The organism is Pseudonocardia sp. Cha107L01 (assembly GCF_052566575.1).
Window position 1 is genome coordinate 1 of record NZ_CP199579.1, and the last position, 17,540, is coordinate 17,540.

Genomic DNA, 17,540 nt, shown 5'->3' on the forward strand with positions numbered 1-17,540 from the left:
GTGCACCGAGACGGCGGTCCGGCCGCGCAGCGGGACTACCTGCTGAGCAGCCTCGAAGAGGACGAGGTGATGCTCGACGCGCGCCTGCGTGGCGAGGACTTCGGCTGCACCCCGGTCGAGCCCGCCGAGGGCGCCGCGCTGCGTTTCCTGGCCACCTCGGGTCGGGCCAGGTCGGTGGTGGAGGTCGGTACCGGCGCGGGTGTGAGCGGGCTCTGGCTGATGCGCGGCATGGCCCCGGACGGCGTGCTCACCTCCATCGACATCGAGCCGGAGCACCAGCGGGCGGCCCGGCTGTGCTGGCTCGGGGCGGGTCAGCCCAGCTCGCGGCTGAGGCTGATCAACGGGCGGGCGCTGGACGTGCTGCCCCGGCTCACCGACGGCGCGTACGACCTGGTCTTCATCGACGCGGTGTTCGTGGAGTACCCGAGGTACCTGGAAGAGGCGGTCCGGCTGCTGCGCCCGGGCGGGGTGGTCGCGCTCAGCGGCGCTCTGCCGGACGACACCCCGCTCCATCTCAGCGGGCACCCGGACAACCTCGCGGTGCGCGAGGTGCAGCGCGTCTGCGAGGAGAGCGACGAGCTGGTGGTGCTGCCGATGCCGATGGGCCCCGGTCTGCTGGTCGCCGCCAAGACGCTGGGCCCACCGACACCGCGCTAGCGGCCGGACCGGTCGGGCCGCCCATCGTGACGCTCAGCCCCTCGTGACGCTCAGCCGGCCGTGACGCTCAGCCGGCCGTGACACCCTTGCCGAGCACCACGACGCCGCCGGCGCTGACCGTGTAGCGGGCCCGGTCCAGCGCCAGGTCGACGCCGAGCTGCGCACCGTCGGGCACCATCACGTTCTTGTCCAGGATGGCGCCCCGGACCACAGCGCCCTTGCCGATCTTCACCCCGGGCAGCAGCACCGAGTCGGACACCTCGGCGCCGGACTCCACCAGCACCCCGGCACTGACCACAGAGCGCGACACGATGCCACCGGAGATGATCGTCCCCGGGCCGACGATGGAGTTCTCCGCCCGCCCCGTCTCGACGAACTTGGCCGGCGGCAGCGGTGGCGTCGCCGTCCGGATCGGCCAGCGGTGGTTGTACAGGTTGAAGATCGGGTGCACCGAGACCAGGTCCAGGTGCGCGTCGTAGTAGGCGTCCAGGGTGCCCACGTCACGCCAGTAGCCGGCGTCGCGGTCGGTGGCGCCGGGCACCACGTTGTCCGCGAAGTCGTAGACCGACGCCTCCCCCTCGCGCACCAGGCGGGGGATGATGTCGCCGCCCATGTCGTGGTCGGAGTCGCTGTCCTCGGAGTCCGCCCGCAGCGCATCCAGCAGCACGTCGGTGGAGAACAGGTAGTTGCCCATCGAGGCGAAGGTGACCTCGGGGTCGTCCGGGGTGCCCGGCGGGTCGGACGGCTTCTCCAGGAAGTCGGTGATCTGCCCGTCCGCGTTCGCCGAGATGCAGCCGAACGCCTTGGCCTCCGCGCGCGGCACCCGGATACCGGCGACCGTCACGCCCGCCCCGCTGACGATGTGCTGGGCGATCATCTGCGCCGGGTCCATCCGGTACACGTGGTCGGCCCCGAACACCGCGATGTAGTCCGGCCGCTCGTCGTAGACCAGGTTCAGGCTCTGGAAGATCGCGTCGGCGCTGCCGGTGTACCAACGCCGGCCGAGGCGCTGCTGGGCCGGCACCGTGGTGATGTACTGCCCGAGCACGCTGGACAGGCGCCAGGTGGTGGAGATGTGCTTGTCCAGCGAGTGCGACTTGTACTGGGTCAGCACGCAGATCCGGTGCATCCCGGCGTTCACCAGGTTGGACAGCACGAAGTCGATCAGGCGGTAGTTGCCACCGAACGGGACAGCCGGCTTCGCCCGGTCAGCGGTGAGCGGCCACAGTCGTTTGCCCTCACCGCCGGCCAGCACGATCCCGAGGACGCTGCCCGGCATTCCCACCGGAAAGCGCACGGATGTGTTCATCCACGACCCCGTCTGCCGCTGCGCGACGAGCTGAACGGATTTACGCCCGACACTATCCCGCCGCCGATCCTGGATCCACTTACGAACCGGCTATGTCGTGTCGGCCACCCGACGGCGCGCCCGGTGCGCCGCGACCGCCGACCTGTTCGCGCACGCGGAGGAACAGTAGCGCCGGCCGGCGTTGCGCGAGGTATCCGCGTAGACCCGTGAGCAACCTGAGGCGGCACACACGCCGTGCCGATCCAGCCCGTACTCCGAGACGAGGGTGGCCAGCGCGAACGCCGTGATCGCCCGGATCCTGGCGAGCACCGTCGCCTCCGGGCGGCTGAAGTGCAGGTGCCACGGCTGCCCGCTGTGCGCGGTGAGGTGCGGGGTGATCTCCGCCCCGGCGAGCAGCTCGTTGATCAGCGCGGCGGCGGTGGACACCTCGGCGGCCGCGAACACGTCCGCCAACCGGCCGGCCCAGGTCCACAGCTCGGCATCGCTGGCCGCCGTCCACGGCACGTCGAGCAGGTACCGGTGTTCGGCGAGCAGCTCGGGCAGCCCAGGGCGCTCGGCCGGCTCCGACGCGCCGCGCAACCCGTTCACCAGCTCGACGGCCATGCCGAGCGAATCACTCCGGTAACCGACGAAATCCATTGACCACTTACCTCATCCGTGCTTCGCTGTAAGAGGTGTCCTTGATCTGAGATATTACGCGAGATGTCCCGTGGGGAGCGACGATGCAGTGCACAGCGTGCGGCTGGCCATTGGCGGAGACCTCGGTGGTGTCCGCCCACCGCACCTCGGAGGGGTTGGTCTGTTACCGGCGCTGCGTCTGCGGGCGGATCACGATCCGGCTGCGGCCACCGAGACGCGCCGCCGGCGCAGCCAGCACCCCGGCACCGGCCCAGGTACTGGCCGCGTCGGGCGGTCAGCGACTGGCCGGGTGACCGGTTAGGAGGGTGTTGCCAGGCCGAGGGCGAGCTCGACCAGGGTGCGCGCCACGAAACCGGTGGCGCCGGCGGCCACCTCGTCGTACGGCTTGTCACAGCGGGCCGGACCGGCGATGTCGAGGTGCACCCAGGGCACTCCACCGGTGAACCGCCGCAGGAACAGCGCCGCGCTGATCCCCGGCGGCCCCGGCGGGGCCTGCCGGAGGTCGGCGATGGTCGAGTCCACCTCGTCGGCCACGTGGTCCAGCAGCGGCATCCGCCACAGCCGCTCACCGGCGCGGTCACCGGCCGCCAGCACCGCATCGGCCAGCTCGTCGTCACTCGCGAACAACCCGGCGGTGCGCATGCCCAGCGCGACCTTCATCGCCCCGGTCAGCGTCGCCGCGTCCACGATCAGGTCAGGCGCCAGCTCCCGCACCGCGTAGCCCAGCGCGTCGGCCAGCACCATGCGCCCCTCGGCGTCGGTGTTGACGACCTCGGTGGTGGTGCCGTCGTAGTGCCGAACGATGTCACCGGGCCGGTACGCCGACCCGGACACGTGGTTCTCCGCCGCCGGTACCAGCCCGGTCACCCGCAGCGGCACACCGAGCCTGGCGATCGCCAACATCGCGGCGATCACCGCTCCGCCGGCAGCCATGTCGGTGCGCATCAGGTGCATGCCTTCCGCCGGCTTGATCGAGATGCCGCCGGTGTCGAACGTGATGCCCTTGCCGATCAGCACCAGGTGCCGGTTGTCGGCCAACGGCGCACCGGCCGGCGCCCAGCCCAACCGCAGCAGCGCGGGCGGGCGGGACGAGCCGCCACCCACCGCGAGCAGCCCGCCGAAGCCCTCGGCCCGCAGCCGCTCGACCGGCCACACCTCGGCGGTCAGCCCGGGCACCTCGGCGGCCAGCTCGGCGGCGGTCTCCACCAGCCAGGTCGGTGTCTTGACGTCGGACGGGGTGCTCGCCAGGTCTCTGGCCAGTGCGGTGGCCCTGGCGAGCGTGCCCGCCACCTCGAGTTGGCGGCGCAGCTCCGGCAGTGCGGCCTCGGGCACCACCAGCTCGGCCTGCCCGGGGAGCGGCGGCTGTCGGTGGCTGACCCGGTACTGGTGCGAGCCGAGGATCAGCCCGACGACCAGCGCCTCGCGGCCCGACCCGGACAGCTCGGCCACGCCGAGCGCCACCGGCCGTGTCTCGGGCTGTTGTTCGTACTCGGGCCCCGGCGATGTCTCGGGCTGCTCGGGAGGGGACTCGTCCGACCCCGACCCCGACCGGGACTGGGCCGAGCCGGACCGGGCAGAGCGGGAGCGCTCGGCCCGCGACCGCAGCGCCCCGGCCAGCGTGGCGCCGGCCTTGCGCAGGCCGGCCAGGTCCGATCCGTCGCCGACACCGAGCAGCCAGCGCCCGTCCACCAGCGGGTACACCTCACCGGCCTTGCCGGTCGCGCCGAGCCGCTCGAGCACCGTCGGCTCGACCTCGGACAGGTCGACGTCCGCGCGGTCGGCCTCGGCGGTCGCGGGCCGCGGGAGATGTTGGTTGCCGTCGGTGTCCAGCAGCACGACGTGCTCGGCCCGGTCGTCCGGTCGCGCCGAGGCGAGGACGACGAGCAGCGGGGTGGGCACCACGGGGACGGTGCCCACCACCGGTACGGCGCTGACGGCTGACGCGCTCAGCCTGAAGCCGCCTTCAGCGCGTCACCCAGATCACTTGCTTCTTCGGCCGACATCTCCACCACGAGTCGGCCACCGCCCTCCAACGGAACGCGCATCACGATTCCCCGCCCCTCCTTGGTCACTTCGAGGGGACCGTCTCCGGTCCGGGGCTTCATGGCCGCCATGTCGAGCTCCCTCCATACACACGCCTCTCGGCGCAGGTATTCTCCCTCATCGCTGAATGAGCACTGCAACCGAGGCGATCACCGACGTTCTGGCGGCGGCCGGGACATCGCGGTGGTCAGCCCGCCAGACAGCCCTCGAGGTGATCATTCACCAGTCCAGCGGCCTGCATCAACGCGTAACAGGTGGTCGGTCCGACGAACCCGAAGCCGCGCCGTTTGAGCTCCTTGGCCATCGCCTTGGACTCCTCGGTGACCGCCGGCACCTCGGCCAGGGTGCGCGGCCTCGGCCGGCCCGGACCGGGCGCGAACGACCACAGCAGATCGTCGAGCGGGACGTCCAGATCGAGCACCGCGCGGGCGTTCCGACAGGTCGCCTCGATCTTCGCCCGGTTCCGCACGATGCCCGCGTCGGCCAGCAGCCGGGTGGTGTCCGCCTCGCCGAACGCCGCCACCGCCGCCGGGTCGAACCCGGCGAACGCCCGCCGGAACGACTCCCGCTTGCGCAGGATGACCAGCCAGGACAGCCCGGACTGGAAGCCCTCGAGGCACAGCCGCTCGAACATCGGCGCCACGCCGCGCAGCGGGCGGCCCCACTCCTCGTCGTGGTAGGCCACGTAGTCCGGGGCGGACAGGCCCCACGGGCAGCGCAGCCGGCCGTCCGGGCCCGCCACCGCCCCCACCGGCGCACTCATCCGCGCCGCTCCGGCGAACCCGGGTAGCCCTCGCAGAACCGGGCCAACCGGCGCAGCGACCAGCGCACCCCGGCCGCGAAGACCGGCTTCAGCACCGCCCAGCCGGCCTGGCCGAGCGCACCGAACGGCAGCTCCAGCCGCTCCGACCAGTGCACCACCGAACCGCCGCCGGCCTTCGGCGTGACCGCGAACTCACCCTCGCCGCGCACGAGGTGCCCGGTGTGGCGCACCACGCAGCGGCGCCGGCCCGAGTCCCACTCGGTGATCTCCATGGAGTCGACGAAGCCGACCGGGCCGTAGCCGGTCCGCGCGGCCAGCGTGGACCCGACCGAGCGGCCGTCGCCGCCGGTGACCCGTACCGCGGTGCCCAGCATCCACTCGCCCTGGCGGGCCCAGTCGGTCACCGCCAGCCAGGTCTGCTCCGGCGGCGCACCCACGTCCACGGCGAGCTCGAGATCGCGCCGGGTACCGCCGTTCATCGGGTACCGCCGTTCATCGGGTACCGCCGTTCATCCGGTACCGCCCGGCGACGGTTCGGCCGACTCCAGTTCGGCGAGCCGCCCGCGCAGCCCGTCCCGCTCGCCAGCAACCCGGTCCAGCTCCAGCTGCACCCGGTCCAGCTCGTAGGCCAACCGCTCGAGCACCCAGTCGACCTCGGCCATCTTGTAGCCGCGCAGCGCCTGCTGGAACCGCAGCGCCCGCACGTCCTCGGCGCCCACCCTGTCGACCGTGTCCGGGAGCCAGGTCGGGGTGGCGTTGGGCGGGATCGGCGCCAGCTCCTCACCGCGACCGAAGATGGCCGTGGCACCGAGGAAGAACGCGGCCGCGACCCCCAGCAGCACCACGAGGTAGATCAGCGCCGTACCCATGCCTCGACACTAACGTTCCGGACCGACGCCTTTCGTCCGGGACAGCACCTGGCTCATCGGCGGCCGCTCGGTCACCTCGACGTGCTGGCTGGTCGGCAGCCATTCCCCCTCGAGCTGGCGGAACTGGGTGATCGCGCCGCCGCTGTCGGGCAGTCCGCAGCGGTGCAGCGCGGCGGCGAGGATCTGCCGGGCCATCACCCCGAGCTGCAGCAGCGACCGGTTGCGGTGCTTGCGGACACCGAGGTTGACCTGGGCCAGCGCGTCAAGGCCCCGGCGGGCGAACGTGTCCAGCAGCAGGCCGATCTCCACCCCGTAGCCGGCCGCGAAGGGCACCGACTCCAGCAGCTCCCGGGTGGCCGCGTACTCCCCGCCGAGCGGTTGCACGATGCCGGACAGCTGCGGGCACAGCGCGGCCAGCAGCGGGCGTACCAGCAGCTCGGTGACACGGCCGCCGCCGGTGTCCAGCTCGGCGGTCTCCAGCCGCAGCGGGCGCCGGTAGAAACCCTTGACCAGGGCCACCCCGGGCTCGGTGAGCAGCGGGCCGAGCAGCGCCGGGACGAAGCCCGGGTCGAAGTCGACCAGGTCGGAGTCCAGGAAGACGACCAGGTCACCGGAGGTGGCGGCCAGCGAGCGCCACAGCACCTCGCCCTTGCCCGGCAACGGCTCGACGTCGGGGAGCACCTGCTCGCGGCCGACCACCCGGGCACCCGCCGCGGCCGCGACCGCCCTGGTGTCGTCGGTGGAGCCGGAGTCCAGCACGACCAGCTCGTGCACCAGCGGGTCGGCGCCTTCGGTGAGCGGCAGGATGGCGGCCACGATCGGGCCGACGGTCGCCTGCTCGTTCAGCGCGGGCAGCACCACCGACACCCGCCGGCCACGCTGGACGGCCCGCAGCGAATCGACGGTCCAGGCCGGCCGCTGCCAGGTGCGGCGGTCGAACCACTGCTCCAGGTCGGGCTCCATGCGGGGTAGTCCTCACGTCGCTTTGCTCTGCGTAGGTATACGCAACAGGCCGGGTCAGGCGAGTCCGCGCACACATCCGGCCGGTGGCCGGGTGCCGAGGATGCTGGCCACCATGTCCACCGTACGGCGGGTGGCGGCGACATCGTGGGCCCGGAACACCCGGGCACCGGCGGCGGCGGCCAGCGCGGTCGCCGCCAGGGTGCCCTCGCCGCGCTCCTCGAGGCCGACGCCGAGGGTCTCCCCGACGAAGTCCTTGTGCGACAGCGCCATCAGCACCGGCCAGCCGGTCGCCACCAGGTCGCCGCAGCGGCGCAGCAGCTCCAGCCCGTGCCAGGTGTTCTTACCGAAGTCGTGGGTGGGGTCGATCAGGATGCCGTCCTTGGGCACCCCGAGCGCCACCATCCGCTCGGCCTGGCCGGTCAGCTCGGCGATCACGTCCTCGACCAGGTTCGGGTAGCTGACCCGGTGCGGCCGGGTGCGCGGCACCGCTCCACCGGTGTGCGAGCAGACCACGCCGACGCCGAACTCGGCGGCCACCTCGGCCAACTTCGGGTCGGCGCCGGCCCAGGTGTCGTTGAGGATGTCGGCGCCCTCCTCGCAGGCCAGCCGGCCCACCTCGGCGCGCCAGGTGTCCACGCTGATCAGCAGGTCCGGGTAGCGGGCGCGCACGATGGCCACGAACGGCACCACCCGCCGCGCCTCCTCCTCGGCGTCCACGGTGCTGCCGGGGCCGGCCTTCACGCCGCCGATGTCCACGATGTCGGCGCCCTCGGCGACCGCGTTGTCGACGGCGGCCAGCGCGGCGTCCTCGGCGAAGGTGGCGCCCCGGTCGTAGAACGAGTCGGGCGTGCGGTTGACGATCGCCATCACCAGGGCACGGTCGGCGGCCGGGGCTCGGGTGCCGAAGCGCAGCGGCGGTGAGGTCGACGGCGTCACACCCCCGATCGTGGCACGCGCCGCCCGTGTGGCCGAACCGGCGGTGACATCGGCCGCACCGGAGCCCCGGCTCACAGCTTGCAGGCGTCCAGCGCGGCGGTCACGTCGGCGGTGACCGCCACCCGGTCCAGTGCCTCCGGCCGGGCGAACCCGCCGTCGACGAGCCCGCGCAGCCAGGTCAGCAGCCCGGTGTAGTGCCCCTCCGGGTCGAGCAGCACGATCGGCTTGAGGTGCAGTGCCAGCACCCCGGAGCTCCACACCTCGAACAGCTCCTCCAGGGTGCCGATGCCGCCGGGCAGCGCCAGGAATGCGTCCGCGTGGGCGTCCATCATCGACTTGCGGTCGCGCATCGTGTCGGTGACCAGCAGTTCGTCGGAGTCGTGGTCGGCCCACTCCCGCTGCACCATGGAACGCGGGATCACCCCGACGGTGCGCCCGCCGCCGGCCCTGGCGCCCTTGGCCACCGCACCCATCATCGAGCGCCGGCCACCGCCGGAGACCAGCGTCCAGCCGCGCCGCCCGATCTCCCGGCCGACCTGCTCGGCCAGCGCCAGGTTGCTCGGGGCCACCGCATCCGACGAGGCGCAGTACACGCAGACCGCGAACGGGCTCACAGCCGCGCGCCCCGCCGCGCGGGCCGGCTCAATGCGCCTCTTCCCACGCCCGGTAGGCCTCGTTGACCACCTTCACCGCGTCGTCGATGTCGTCGGTCAGGTGTACCAGCGCAAGATCCTTCTCGCCGATCTTGCCGCTCTCCAGCACGGCGCCCTTGAGCCATTCGTACAGCCCGCCCCAGTACTCGGTGCCGAGCAGCACCACCGGGAACTTGGTGACCTTCTTGGTCTGCACCAGGGTGAGTGCCTCGAACAGCTCGTCCAGGGTGCCGAAGCCGCCGGGCAGGCAGACGAACGCCTGGGAGTACTTCACGAACATGGTCTTGCGGGCGAAGAAGTAGCGGAAGTTGATGCCGAGGTCGACCCACGGGTTCAGGCCCTGCTCGAACGGCAGCTCGATACCCAGCCCGACGGACAGCCCGCCGGCGTCCGAGCAGCCCCGGTTGACCGCTTCCATGGTGCCGGGGCCGCCGCCGGTGACCACGGCGAAGCCGGCCTTGGCCAGCGCGCCGCCGAGCTCGCGGCCGAGCTGGTACTCGGGATGGTCCCGGCCGGTGCGGGCCGAGCCGAACACGGTGACCGCGCGGGGCAGTTCGGCGAGCATGCCGAAGCCCTCGACGAACTCGGCCTGGATGCGCAACACCCGCCACGGGTCGGTGTGCACCCAGTCGGAGAGGCCACGCGAGTCGAGTAGCCGCTGGTCAGTGGTGGTCAGTTCTTGCTGGCGCTCACGGCGCAGCACCACGGGGCCGCGCAGCCTCTCAGAGGGGCGCTCCTCGTCGGGAGAGCCTGGTGCGGCCGGTGCGGGAGGGACGGACACAACTCGACAGTACTGCGCACCGCGGTGGCACCAGGGCGGCGGTATCGCCCGCCGCGCGGGCGGCCGGTGTGACATCGGCCATGGTGGGCGCCGAGGCCGCCGCTCGCCGGTGCGGATCGCGCTGGCTACCCTCGATGTCACGTCCGGGTACGCGGGCGGGAGTGCACGGCGAGAAGCGGGGACCAGGTGCCACAGCCGGCGGGAGTGATCGAGTACCGGCAGTCGGTACGCGGGGTCACCGAGGCCGTGCCCGGTACCCGGTGGCAGGAGCGGTTCGCCGCCCTCTGGCCCGGCTACCGGCGCTGGTACCTGCAGCCGGACGGGACGCTCCGGCCCACCCGTGCGGTGGCGGAGCGGATGCTCGAACGTTTCATGCCGGAGCTGGCGCCGACCTACCACCGGCTGGTCTCACTCGCCGGCGACGACGACACGGCCGCCGCGTTCCTCACCCTCTGGGACCCGCCCCGGTTCCTGCCCGGCTGCTCACAGCTGGCGTTGCCGACCTCGCCGGCCGGCCCGGTGCTGTGCCGCAACTACGACTACGCGCCGGCCCTGCTCGAGGGCGTGCTGCACTCCAGCCGGCTGACCGGGCGCCGGGTGCTCGGGATGGCCGACTGCCTGTGGGGCCTGGTGGACGGGATGAACGATGCCGGCCTGGCCGTCTCGCTGACCTTCGGCGGGCGGCGCGGCGCCGGCGAGGGGTTCGGCATCCCGCTGGTGCTGCGCTACCTGCTCGAGGTGGCCACCAGCACCGGGCACGCCTGCGAGCTGCTGGCACGGCTGCCTATCTCGATGAGCTACAACCTGACGATCGTGGACGCGGCCGGTGTGGTGGCGACGGTCTACGTCTCGCCGGGCGTCGCACCGGAGTACTCCTCGGCGCAGGTCTCGACCAACCACCGCGGCGCGGTGCCCCAGGACGCCGAGCACGCCCAGTCGACGCGCAGCGTGGAACGGTATACCGCGCTGCTGCGCCTGGCCGAGCGGCCGCCGGACCACGACGAGCTGGTCGCCGCGTTCCTGCGCGACCCGCTCCACAGCACCCGCTTCTCCCGTGCGTTCGGCACGCTCTACACGGCGGCGTACCGCCCACTGGCCGGTACCGTCGACCTCGTCTGGCCCGGCCGGCTCTGGCGCCGGGGGTTCGACGACCCGGACGCCACCACCACCGTCGTGCTCCGCGAGCCGGACCGCCAGATGTCGCGCTGAGCCGGGGCGTAATCCCGCGGGAGCCGGCCGAAGTGCCAGATTGGCGTGGTCGCGGCCGTGGAAGCCGCTGAATCGTCGCATTCGACGCCGCTTCTGGTCAGATTGTCTAGTCCGTGCGGCACCTCGACCGGCCACAATAGATCCATGCCCGCGTCGCCCAGCGCCTGCCCGAGTGCCTCCGCCCTCGGCCCGCTGGCCCCGGCCGGGGGTCTGCTCACCGCTGCCGCCACCGAACCGCTCGAGCTGCCTCGCCTCACCGACCGGACCGTGCCGCGGGTCGCGGCCGCACTCGCGACCGCGCTCGCCGACAGTTAGCCCCTTACGCCCGACGCCACCACCCTGCCGCCGAAGGACGTCCACTATGGCCGAGGCCAGCCCCACCGGGACCAGCCAGTCCGAGATCGCCGCCACGACCCCCGTCGCCGAGCCGGCGCCGCTGCCGAGGACGCCACCCGAGCCGATCACGGCCTCGGCACCGGACGCTCCCCCGGCGCCGAGCACACCGGTCGCCTCGGAACCGGCGGAACCGATCGCCACTCGGACGGACCCGATCGAGCAGGCCGAGCAGGTCGCCGTGCGCCCGACCCGGCCCCGGCTGAACGGCGTCTCGGCGATCCGCGCGTTCTTCCGGCGCAACACCACGCCGATCTACTTCATCTCACCGACGCCGTTCAACCTGCTCGGCGTGGACCGGTGGATCTCGAACTTCCACTACGTCAACTACTACGACTCGTTCGACGGCGCGCACCCACGGGTGTTCGTGCCGCGCCACCGCGGCGTGGACGACTTCGGCTCCATGGAGGAGATGAACAACTACCTCATCAGCCACCCGGAGTTCGTCGAGCTCGTCGCGGAGAACGGCCCGGGCAAGGCCGTGCTGGTGATGGTGGACGACCAGACCGAGCAGCTGGCCGCGAACCTCGGCATCGACCTGGCGCTGCCGTCGGCGTCGCTGCGGCACCGGCTGGACTCCAAGCTGGTCACCACCCGGCTGGGCAACGAGGCCGGGGTGCCGAGCGTGCCCAACGTGCTGGGCACCGTCAAGAACTATGACGGGCTCGTCGAGCTGGCCGGGTCCTCGGGACTCGGCTCCGACCTCGTCGTCCAGCTGCCCTGGGGCGACTCGGGCAAGACCACCTTCTTCATCAACTCCCGGGAGACCTGGGACGCGGCCGCCGCCGGCAACGTGCTGACCGACGTCGAGCTCAAGGTGATGAAACGGATCAACTGCCGCCCGCTCGCCGTCGAGGCGGTGCTCACCCGGCACGGCACGCTGGTCGGGCCGATCATGGCCGACATCACGGGGCACCCCGAGCTGACCCCGTACAAGGGCGGCTGGGCCGGCAACGACGTCTACCTCGACGTGCTCGACGCCACCCAGCGGGCCCGGGCCAGGGTGCTCACCCAGAACCTCGGTGACCGGCTCGGCAGCGAGGGCTACCGCGGCTTCTTCGAGGTCGACTATCTGGTGGACATCGACACCGGCGAGCTGTACCTCGGCGAGCTCAACCCCCGGCTGTCCGGCATCAGCTCGATGACCAACGTCACCGCGGGCGCGTACGCCGAGCTGCCGCTGTTCCTGTTCCACCTGTTGGAGTACCTCGACGTGGACTACGAGGTGGACGTCGCGGAGATCAACGCGCGGTGGGGCGACCCGGACACCGTGGACGTGTGGAGCCAGGTCGTCATCAAGCACACCGAGGACAGCGTCGGACTGATCACCGAGTCGCCGTCCAGCGGGATCTGGCGGTCCACCCGCCTCGACCCGGTGACCTTCCGCCGCCCGGCCACCGACTGGCACGACCTTTCCGACCAGGTGGAGGGCTTCTACCTGCGCATCGCCGGCCCCGGCGACTACCTGTACAAGGGCGCCGACATCGGGATCCTGGTCAGCCGGGGGCGGCTGCAGACCGAGGGCCGGGACGGCGACGCGGAGCTCACCCCGCTGTGCCGGCGCTGGGTGGAGGGGCTGCGGAGTCAGGTCCGCGCGACGCCGCTGGACGGGCTGGGGGTGCCGTCGACGGCGTACGGGGTGAAGTGAGCCCCGGCTGCCGGGCCGCTCAGCCCGCGCGCTCGGTGAGGTAACCGCGGAGCAGTTCGGTGCACCGGGTGATCCGGTCGGTGGCCACGTGCTCCTCGCGGGTGTGCGCGAGGTTGGGGTCACCGGGGCCGAAGTTGAGCGCCGGGATACCCAGTGCGGCGAACCGGGACACGTCGGTCCAGCCGTACTTGGCGACCGGGGCCACCCCGGTGGTGGCCAGGAACTGCCGGGCGGCCGGCGCGTCCAGTCCGGGCAGGGCACCGGCGGCGGTGTCGGTCACCCGTACGTCCAGCCCGGCGAAGACCTCGCGCACGTGCTCGGAGGCGGCGGCCACGGTCCGGTCCGGGGCGAAGCGGAAGTTGACGGTGACCTCGCAGACGTCCGGCACCACGTTGCCGGCCACGCCGCCGGTGATGCGCACCGCCTGCAGGCCCTCCCGGTACACGCAGCCGTCGATGTCCACCCGGCGCGGGTCGTAGCGGTTCAGCCGGTCCAGCACCTCAGCCGCGGCGTGGATGGCGTTGCGGCCGAGCCAGGAGCGGGCGGAGTGTGCGCGGCGCCCGTCGGTGGTGACCACCGCGCGCAGCGTGCCCTGGCAGCCGGCCTCCACGGCCCCGTCGGTCGGCTCGGCCAGGATCGCCAGGTCCGCGCGCAGCCAGTCCGGGTGCTCGCGCTCGATGCGGCCGAGCCCGTTGCGCGCCGCCTCGACCTCTTCGCAGTCGTAGAACACGCAGGTCAGCTCGTGCGCGGGGTCGGGCAGCGTGGCGACCAGGTGCGCGATCATCGCGTCGCCGGCCTTCATGTCCGAGGTGCCGCAGCCGTAGAGGGTGCCGCCGTCGAGGCGGCTGGGCAGGTTGTCGGCGATGGGGACGGTGTCCAGGTGGCCGGCGAGCAGCACCCGGGTGGGCCGGCTGCCCGTGGTGCGGGCGAGCACCGCGTTGCCGTCGCGCAGCAGCTCCAGGTGCGGGGCCTGGTCCCGCAGTGCTGCCTCGACGGCGTCGGCGAGCGCGGTTTCGTCGCCGGACACGCTGGGCACGTCCACCAGGGCGGCGGTCAGCTCGACGGGGTCGGCGGTGAGGTCCAGCTTGATCGGGCTGGTCGATCCGGCGGTCACGGTCACGGCCGCTCACGCTACCGGTGGGCGTCGCGGCGGCGCGGGCGGCGCGGGCGGCGCGGGAGTTGCCTCCGGGGTGAGCGGCGGTGCGCCTGGCCGACGTCGCCGTGCGGCCCCCCTCGGACGCCGGAGCACCTTTCGGTGGGCCGGGATTGGCCGAGCCACGCGGATCCCGGTTCCAACCGAACCCGCCTCCCGATCGACAGTAACTCCAGTCCGATCAAAATCATGATCAAAATAGGACTGTCGTTACTTTCGCCGTCAGCATCTGGTCGGATCCCGGTCGCTGTACCCAGACCCGTCCGGCCCTGCTCGTAACTTCACGGCCCCAGCGGGTCGCGGTCCGGGCCGCCCGGTACCGGGCACCGATCGTGCCTGACGGGCGCCCCCGGCGACTTGGGTAACGTCTCCGGCGTGCATATCACCGATGGCGCGAACGGCGCCGGCATCGCCACGCTCGCCTCCGACGGTTCCGTGCTGGACACCTGGTACCCCGCTCCCGCACTGGGTAACGAGGCGGCACCCGAGCTGCCCGCCGAACTGAGCGCGCTGCTGGGCCGGGACGAGGCGCGCGACGTCGAGGTGGTCGCGGTACGCACCCGGATCAACTGCCTGGCCGACCCGCCGGCCGACGCGCACGACGTCTACCTCAGGCTGCACCTGCTCAGCCACCGGCTGGTCCAGCCGCACACGGTCAACCTGGACGGCATCTTCGGGTTGCTCAGCAACGTGGTGTGGACCAACCACGGGCCGGCGGCGGTGGCCGGCTTCGAGCTGGTCCGGGCCAAGTTGCGGGCCCGGGGGCAGGTCACCGTGTACTCGGTCGACAAGTTCCCGCGCATGGTCGACTACGTGCTGCCGACCGGGGTGCGGATCGCGGACGCCGACCGGGTCCGCCTCGGCGCGCACCTGGCGGCGGGTACCACCGTGATGCACGAGGGCTTCGTCAACTTCAACGCCGGCACGCTGGGCAACTCGATGGTCGAGGGGCGCATCTCGGCCGGCGTGGTGGTCGGCGACGGCTCCGACGTCGGCGGCGGCGCCTCGATCGCGGGCACCCTCTCCGGCGGCGGCAAGGCGGTCATCTCGGTCGGCGAGCGCTGCCTGATCAGCGCGAACGCCGGGATCGGGATCTCGCTCGGTGACGACTGTGTGGTGGAGGCCGGCCTCTACATCACGCCGGGCACCCTGGTGACGCTGCCGGACGGATCGGTGGTCAAGGCCCGGGAGCTGTCCGGTCAATCAGGGCTACTGTTCATCCGGCACTCGGTGACCGGCACGGTGCAGGTCAAACCGCGGACCGGGCAGACTGTCGAGCTCAACGCCGCCCTGCACGTAAACAACTGATCTTGCCCCACCGTATCCTGTGGAGATGATGTTGACGACCGGCGCCCCTGCCCAGCGACGCTCCGCCCGGGTGCGCCGTCGGTCCCAACCGCCGGTCGCGGTGCTCCGACTGCCCGAGCCGCCGCTCTCGGCCACCCCGAAGGACCCGGCGGTGCACCACGTCCGGGTCGCGCTGGACACCCGGCTGCGCGCGCTGCTGAAGCACGACCGCGGCGTGCGCACCGGAGCGGACGTGGAGGACGTGCACCAGATGCGCGTCTCGGTGCGCCGGATGCGGGCCGCGCTGAAGGCCGCCGGCCCACTGCTGGACGCCGACTGGGCCGACGGCCTGCGCGCCGAGCTGGGCTGGCTGGGCCGGTCGCTGGGCCCGGTCCGCGACCTCGACGTGCTGCAGCCCCGGTTGCGCGGGCTGGCCGCCGACCTGCCGCCGGAGGAGCGCGCCGCCGCCGAGGGACTTCTCGACGCGCTGAGCGCCGAGTACGCGGTGGCCCGCGACGAGATGCTGGTCGCGCTCAGCGCGCCCCGGTACACCGCTCTGCTGGAGCGGCTGGCCGACTCGGTCCGACTGCCGCTGCCCACCCCGACGGCCACCGCGCGCCGCCCGGAGCTGGTCGAGCTGGTGCGCGGGGAGTACCGGTCACTGCGCAAGTCGGTCCAGAAGGCCGGGCAGAACCCGCCGGACGAGGTGCTGCACGCGCTGCGGATCAAGGGCAAGCGACTGCGGTACACCGGCGAACTGGCCGAGCCGGCGCTGGGCAAGCCGGCGCGCCGGGTACTCGAGGCCACGGCCGTGCTGCAGGAGATCCTCGGCGACCATCAGGACGCCTGTGTCGCCCAGCAGCGGATCCGCGAGCTGGTCGACAACCTCGACGACGAGGCCGACCCGCTGGTGGCGTTCGCGGCCGGGCGGATGTCCGAGCGCGAGCACGTCCGCGGCGAGTACCAACGCACCCTGTGGTGGGCGGCGTGGGAGCAGGTCAAGGAGCAGGCCGAGGAGCTCTAGGAACGCCCGGCGAGGGGTCCCGCGCGGCGCCGGACCGGGCCCGGATCAGCGCGATGACCACCGCCTGCGCCAGCCCCGCCGCGAGCAGCACCGCGAGCGGCACCGGGTAGCCGCCGGTCAGGTCGAGCAGCACCCCCATGAGCAGCGGCGCGGCGCCGGCCGCCAGGTAGCCGAACCCCATCGCCAGGCCGCTGGCCGCCCCGGCACTCGCCGCGTCCGGGAAGTTCCAGGCGATCACCGAAAGGCCGAGCGGGAACCCGGCGCCGACGCCGATCGCCATCAGCACCACCCACCCCCACGGCCCGACCACCGGGGGCTCCGGCAGCCACAGCGCGCCCGCCGTGCCGGCCAGGCCGCTGGCCACCGACAGCGCGGACCAGAACGCCCACCGCCGCCGCCGCTCGGCCAGCGCGGGGAACAGCAGGGCGGCCGGGATCTGCGCCACGCTCCACAGCGCCTGCAGCAGCGCGGCGTGTTGGCTGGGCCAGCCGAGGTGCTGGTAGTACGGCGACAGCCAGGTCAGCCAGCCGTAGAACTGCACCGACGTCATCGCCATGAACCCGGTGGCCAACCAGGCGAACCCGTTGCGCCAGGGCAGCGCGGCGCTGCCCCGGTCGTCGGCGCGGGGGAACCGGCGGGCCAGCGGCCACCACAGGCCGACCGCGAGCACCGCCGGCACCGCCCACACCGCCAGCGAGAACGACCACCCGCCCAGCCCGATGGCCAGCGGCACCGCGACCACGCTGGTCACCGTCGCGCCGATCATCATGGAGACCACGTAACCGCCGGTCACGGTGGCGGCGCGCTCCGGCAGGTGGTGCTTGACCACGCCGGCGACCAGGACGCCGGCACTGCCGATCCCGAAGCCGACCAGCGCACTGCCGGCGATCAGCGTCGGCAGTGCCGGGACCACCCGCAGCGCGCTACCGGCCGCGAGCACCCCGACCGAGACGGCGAGCGAGCGCTCCCAGCCGAGTGGGCCGGCCAGCCGGGGAGCCAGGAACGAGCCGACGCCCATCATGGTCACCGCACTGGCCTGCACCAGCCCGGCGCCTGCCCCGGACACCCCGAGGTAGGTCCGGGCGATCTCCAGCAGCGGCGGGTACGCGGCGAGCGCGGTGCGCAGGTTCGCGGCCAGCAGCAGGACCCCGACCAGCACCAAGGCCGGCCGGACCTGCGACCGCCTCGGCGCTGAGGACGGATCGACCACCCG

20 protein-coding genes are annotated in these 17,540 nt (G+C 72.8%); 7 read left to right on the forward strand and 13 right to left on the reverse strand.

The features are described 5' to 3' along the window. Positions 1-69 precede the first annotated feature (69 nt). Positions 70-657 carry an O-methyltransferase gene (locus tag ACTXG6_RS00005; protein WP_445190305.1) on the forward strand — a complete coding sequence of 196 codons (588 nt, stop codon included), beginning with the start codon at positions 70-72 and terminating at the stop codon, positions 655-657. 67 nt (positions 658-724) lie between these two features. Here the strand turns inward: ACTXG6_RS00005 and glgC are convergent, their stop codons facing one another. Together glgC and ACTXG6_RS00015 are read right to left on the reverse strand one after the other, a co-directional pair. Then, complete coding sequence (gene glgC, locus ACTXG6_RS00010) at positions 725-1,966, reverse strand: glucose-1-phosphate adenylyltransferase (RefSeq protein ID WP_445185678.1); 1,242 nt, start codon at positions 1,964-1,966, stop codon at positions 725-727. A 90-nt stretch (positions 1,967-2,056) separates the two neighbouring features. Continuing rightward, the gene (locus ACTXG6_RS00015) at positions 2,057-2,605 is read right to left on the reverse strand and encodes a CGNR zinc finger domain-containing protein (protein ID WP_445185679.1); all 549 of its coding nucleotides are present in this window, start codon (positions 2,603-2,605) and stop codon (positions 2,057-2,059) included. An 83-nt stretch (positions 2,606-2,688) separates the two neighbouring features. Here ACTXG6_RS00015 and ACTXG6_RS00020 point away from each other — a divergent pair, with 83 nt between their 5' ends. Next, entirely contained in the window at positions 2,689-2,898 is a 210-nt protein-coding gene (locus tag ACTXG6_RS00020; RefSeq protein WP_445185680.1) for a hypothetical protein, read from the forward strand. Positions 2,899-2,902: 4 nt separating this feature from the next. Here the strand turns inward: ACTXG6_RS00020 and ACTXG6_RS00025 are convergent, their stop codons facing one another. From ACTXG6_RS00025 to ACTXG6_RS00065, 9 genes are all read right to left on the reverse strand, one after another. Then, complete coding sequence (locus ACTXG6_RS00025; protein ID WP_445185681.1) at positions 2,903-4,522, reverse strand: leucyl aminopeptidase family protein; 1,620 nt, start codon at positions 4,520-4,522, stop codon at positions 2,903-2,905. Between the two features lie 29 nt (positions 4,523-4,551). Beyond that, a complete protein-coding gene (locus ACTXG6_RS00030) occupies positions 4,552-4,719 on the reverse strand; it encodes a DUF3117 domain-containing protein (RefSeq protein WP_084211001.1) in 168 nt (55 codons plus the stop codon). 116 nt (positions 4,720-4,835) lie between these two features. Next, positions 4,836-5,411: a DNA-3-methyladenine glycosylase I gene (locus tag ACTXG6_RS00035; protein ID WP_445185682.1), complete on the reverse strand. Its 576-nt coding sequence runs from the start codon at positions 5,409-5,411 to the stop codon at positions 4,836-4,838. Beyond that, positions 5,408-5,890, reverse strand: coding sequence for an SRPBCC family protein (locus ACTXG6_RS00040; RefSeq protein ID WP_445185683.1), 483 nt, complete (start codon positions 5,888-5,890; stop codon positions 5,408-5,410). Before ACTXG6_RS00040 ends, ACTXG6_RS00035 begins: the two co-directional genes overlap by 4 nt. Before the next feature lie 30 nt (positions 5,891-5,920). Beyond that, the gene (locus ACTXG6_RS00045; RefSeq protein ID WP_445185684.1) at positions 5,921-6,280 is read right to left on the reverse strand and encodes a DivIVA domain-containing protein; all 360 of its coding nucleotides are present in this window, start codon (positions 6,278-6,280) and stop codon (positions 5,921-5,923) included. Between the two features lie 9 nt (positions 6,281-6,289). After that, positions 6,290-7,243, reverse strand: a complete 954-nt coding sequence (locus ACTXG6_RS00050) for a glucosyl-3-phosphoglycerate synthase (protein ID WP_445185685.1) — start codon at positions 7,241-7,243, stop codon at positions 6,290-6,292. A gap of 54 nt (positions 7,244-7,297) precedes the next feature. Beyond that, positions 7,298-8,110, reverse strand: coding sequence for a dihydropteroate synthase (gene folP / locus ACTXG6_RS00055; protein WP_445190306.1), 813 nt, complete (start codon positions 8,108-8,110; stop codon positions 7,298-7,300). Positions 8,111-8,250: 140 nt separating this feature from the next. Continuing rightward, a complete protein-coding gene (locus tag ACTXG6_RS00060; RefSeq protein ID WP_445185686.1) occupies positions 8,251-8,793 on the reverse strand; it encodes an LOG family protein in 543 nt (180 codons plus the stop codon). A 28-nt stretch (positions 8,794-8,821) separates the two neighbouring features. Next, complete coding sequence (locus ACTXG6_RS00065) at positions 8,822-9,613, reverse strand: LOG family protein (RefSeq protein WP_445185687.1); 792 nt, start codon at positions 9,611-9,613, stop codon at positions 8,822-8,824. Positions 9,614-9,799: 186 nt separating this feature from the next. Between ACTXG6_RS00065 and ACTXG6_RS00070 the strand changes: the two genes are divergently transcribed. The 3 genes from ACTXG6_RS00070 (at position 9,800) to ACTXG6_RS00080 (ending at position 12,863) form a co-directional block, all read left to right on the forward strand. Continuing rightward, positions 9,800-10,822 (forward strand): C45 family autoproteolytic acyltransferase/hydolase, encoded by a 1,023-nt coding sequence (locus ACTXG6_RS00070; protein ID WP_445185688.1) that lies wholly within the window; start codon positions 9,800-9,802, stop codon positions 10,820-10,822. A 144-nt stretch (positions 10,823-10,966) separates the two neighbouring features. Beyond that, complete coding sequence (locus ACTXG6_RS00075) at positions 10,967-11,137, forward strand: hypothetical protein (protein ID WP_445185689.1); 171 nt, start codon at positions 10,967-10,969, stop codon at positions 11,135-11,137. Positions 11,138-11,183: 46 nt separating this feature from the next. After that, complete coding sequence (locus ACTXG6_RS00080) at positions 11,184-12,863, forward strand: biotin carboxylase (protein ID WP_445185690.1); 1,680 nt, start codon at positions 11,184-11,186, stop codon at positions 12,861-12,863. Between the two features lie 19 nt (positions 12,864-12,882). Here ACTXG6_RS00080 and dapE read toward each other — a convergent pair whose 3' ends face one another. Continuing rightward, positions 12,883-13,983 (reverse strand): succinyl-diaminopimelate desuccinylase, encoded by a 1,101-nt coding sequence (gene dapE, locus ACTXG6_RS00085; protein WP_445185691.1) that lies wholly within the window; start codon positions 13,981-13,983, stop codon positions 12,883-12,885. Positions 13,984-14,391: 408 nt separating this feature from the next. On the opposite strand from dapE, the gene dapD reads away from it, so the two are divergent. Beyond that, positions 14,392-15,324 (forward strand): 2,3,4,5-tetrahydropyridine-2,6-dicarboxylate N-succinyltransferase, encoded by a 933-nt coding sequence (gene dapD, locus ACTXG6_RS00090; RefSeq protein WP_445185692.1) that lies wholly within the window; start codon positions 14,392-14,394, stop codon positions 15,322-15,324. Positions 15,325-15,355: 31 nt separating this feature from the next. Next, the gene (locus ACTXG6_RS00095; RefSeq protein ID WP_445185693.1) at positions 15,356-16,327 is read left to right on the forward strand and encodes a CHAD domain-containing protein; all 972 of its coding nucleotides are present in this window, start codon (positions 15,356-15,358) and stop codon (positions 16,325-16,327) included. Here the strand turns inward: ACTXG6_RS00095 and ACTXG6_RS00100 are convergent. Then, complete coding sequence (locus ACTXG6_RS00100) at positions 16,302-17,537, reverse strand: MFS transporter (protein WP_445185694.1); 1,236 nt, start codon at positions 17,535-17,537, stop codon at positions 16,302-16,304. The genes ACTXG6_RS00095 and ACTXG6_RS00100 overlap by 26 nt on opposite strands. Positions 17,538-17,540 lie beyond the last annotated feature (3 nt).

Excerpts from the sequence above, each read along its gene's own strand:
- ACTXG6_RS00005 (WP_445190305.1), top strand. The coding sequence starts at position 70 with ATGCTCGACGCGCGCCTGCGTGGCGAGGACTTCGGCTGCACCCCGGTC.
- glgC (WP_445185678.1), bottom strand. The coding sequence starts at position 1,966 with ATGAACACATCCGTGCGCTTTCCGGTGGGAATGCCGGGCAGCGTCCTC.
- ACTXG6_RS00015 (WP_445185679.1), bottom strand. The coding sequence starts at position 2,605 with ATGGATTTCGTCGGTTACCGGAGTGATTCGCTCGGCATGGCCGTCGAG.
- ACTXG6_RS00020 (WP_445185680.1), top strand. The coding sequence starts at position 2,689 with ATGCAGTGCACAGCGTGCGGCTGGCCATTGGCGGAGACCTCGGTGGTG.
- ACTXG6_RS00030 (WP_084211001.1), bottom strand. The coding sequence starts at position 4,719 with ATGGCGGCCATGAAGCCCCGGACCGGAGACGGTCCCCTCGAAGTGACC.
- ACTXG6_RS00035 (WP_445185682.1), bottom strand. The coding sequence starts at position 5,411 with ATGAGTGCGCCGGTGGGGGCGGTGGCGGGCCCGGACGGCCGGCTGCGC.
- ACTXG6_RS00040 (WP_445185683.1), bottom strand. The coding sequence starts at position 5,890 with ATGAACGGCGGTACCCGGCGCGATCTCGAGCTCGCCGTGGACGTGGGT.
- ACTXG6_RS00045 (WP_445185684.1), bottom strand. The coding sequence starts at position 6,280 with ATGGGTACGGCGCTGATCTACCTCGTGGTGCTGCTGGGGGTCGCGGCC.
- ACTXG6_RS00050 (WP_445185685.1), bottom strand. The coding sequence starts at position 7,243 with ATGGAGCCCGACCTGGAGCAGTGGTTCGACCGCCGCACCTGGCAGCGG.
- folP (WP_445190306.1), bottom strand. The coding sequence starts at position 8,110 with ATGGCGATCGTCAACCGCACGCCCGACTCGTTCTACGACCGGGGCGCC.
- ACTXG6_RS00075 (WP_445185689.1), top strand. The coding sequence starts at position 10,967 with ATGCCCGCGTCGCCCAGCGCCTGCCCGAGTGCCTCCGCCCTCGGCCCG.
- ACTXG6_RS00080 (WP_445185690.1), top strand. The coding sequence starts at position 11,184 with ATGGCCGAGGCCAGCCCCACCGGGACCAGCCAGTCCGAGATCGCCGCC.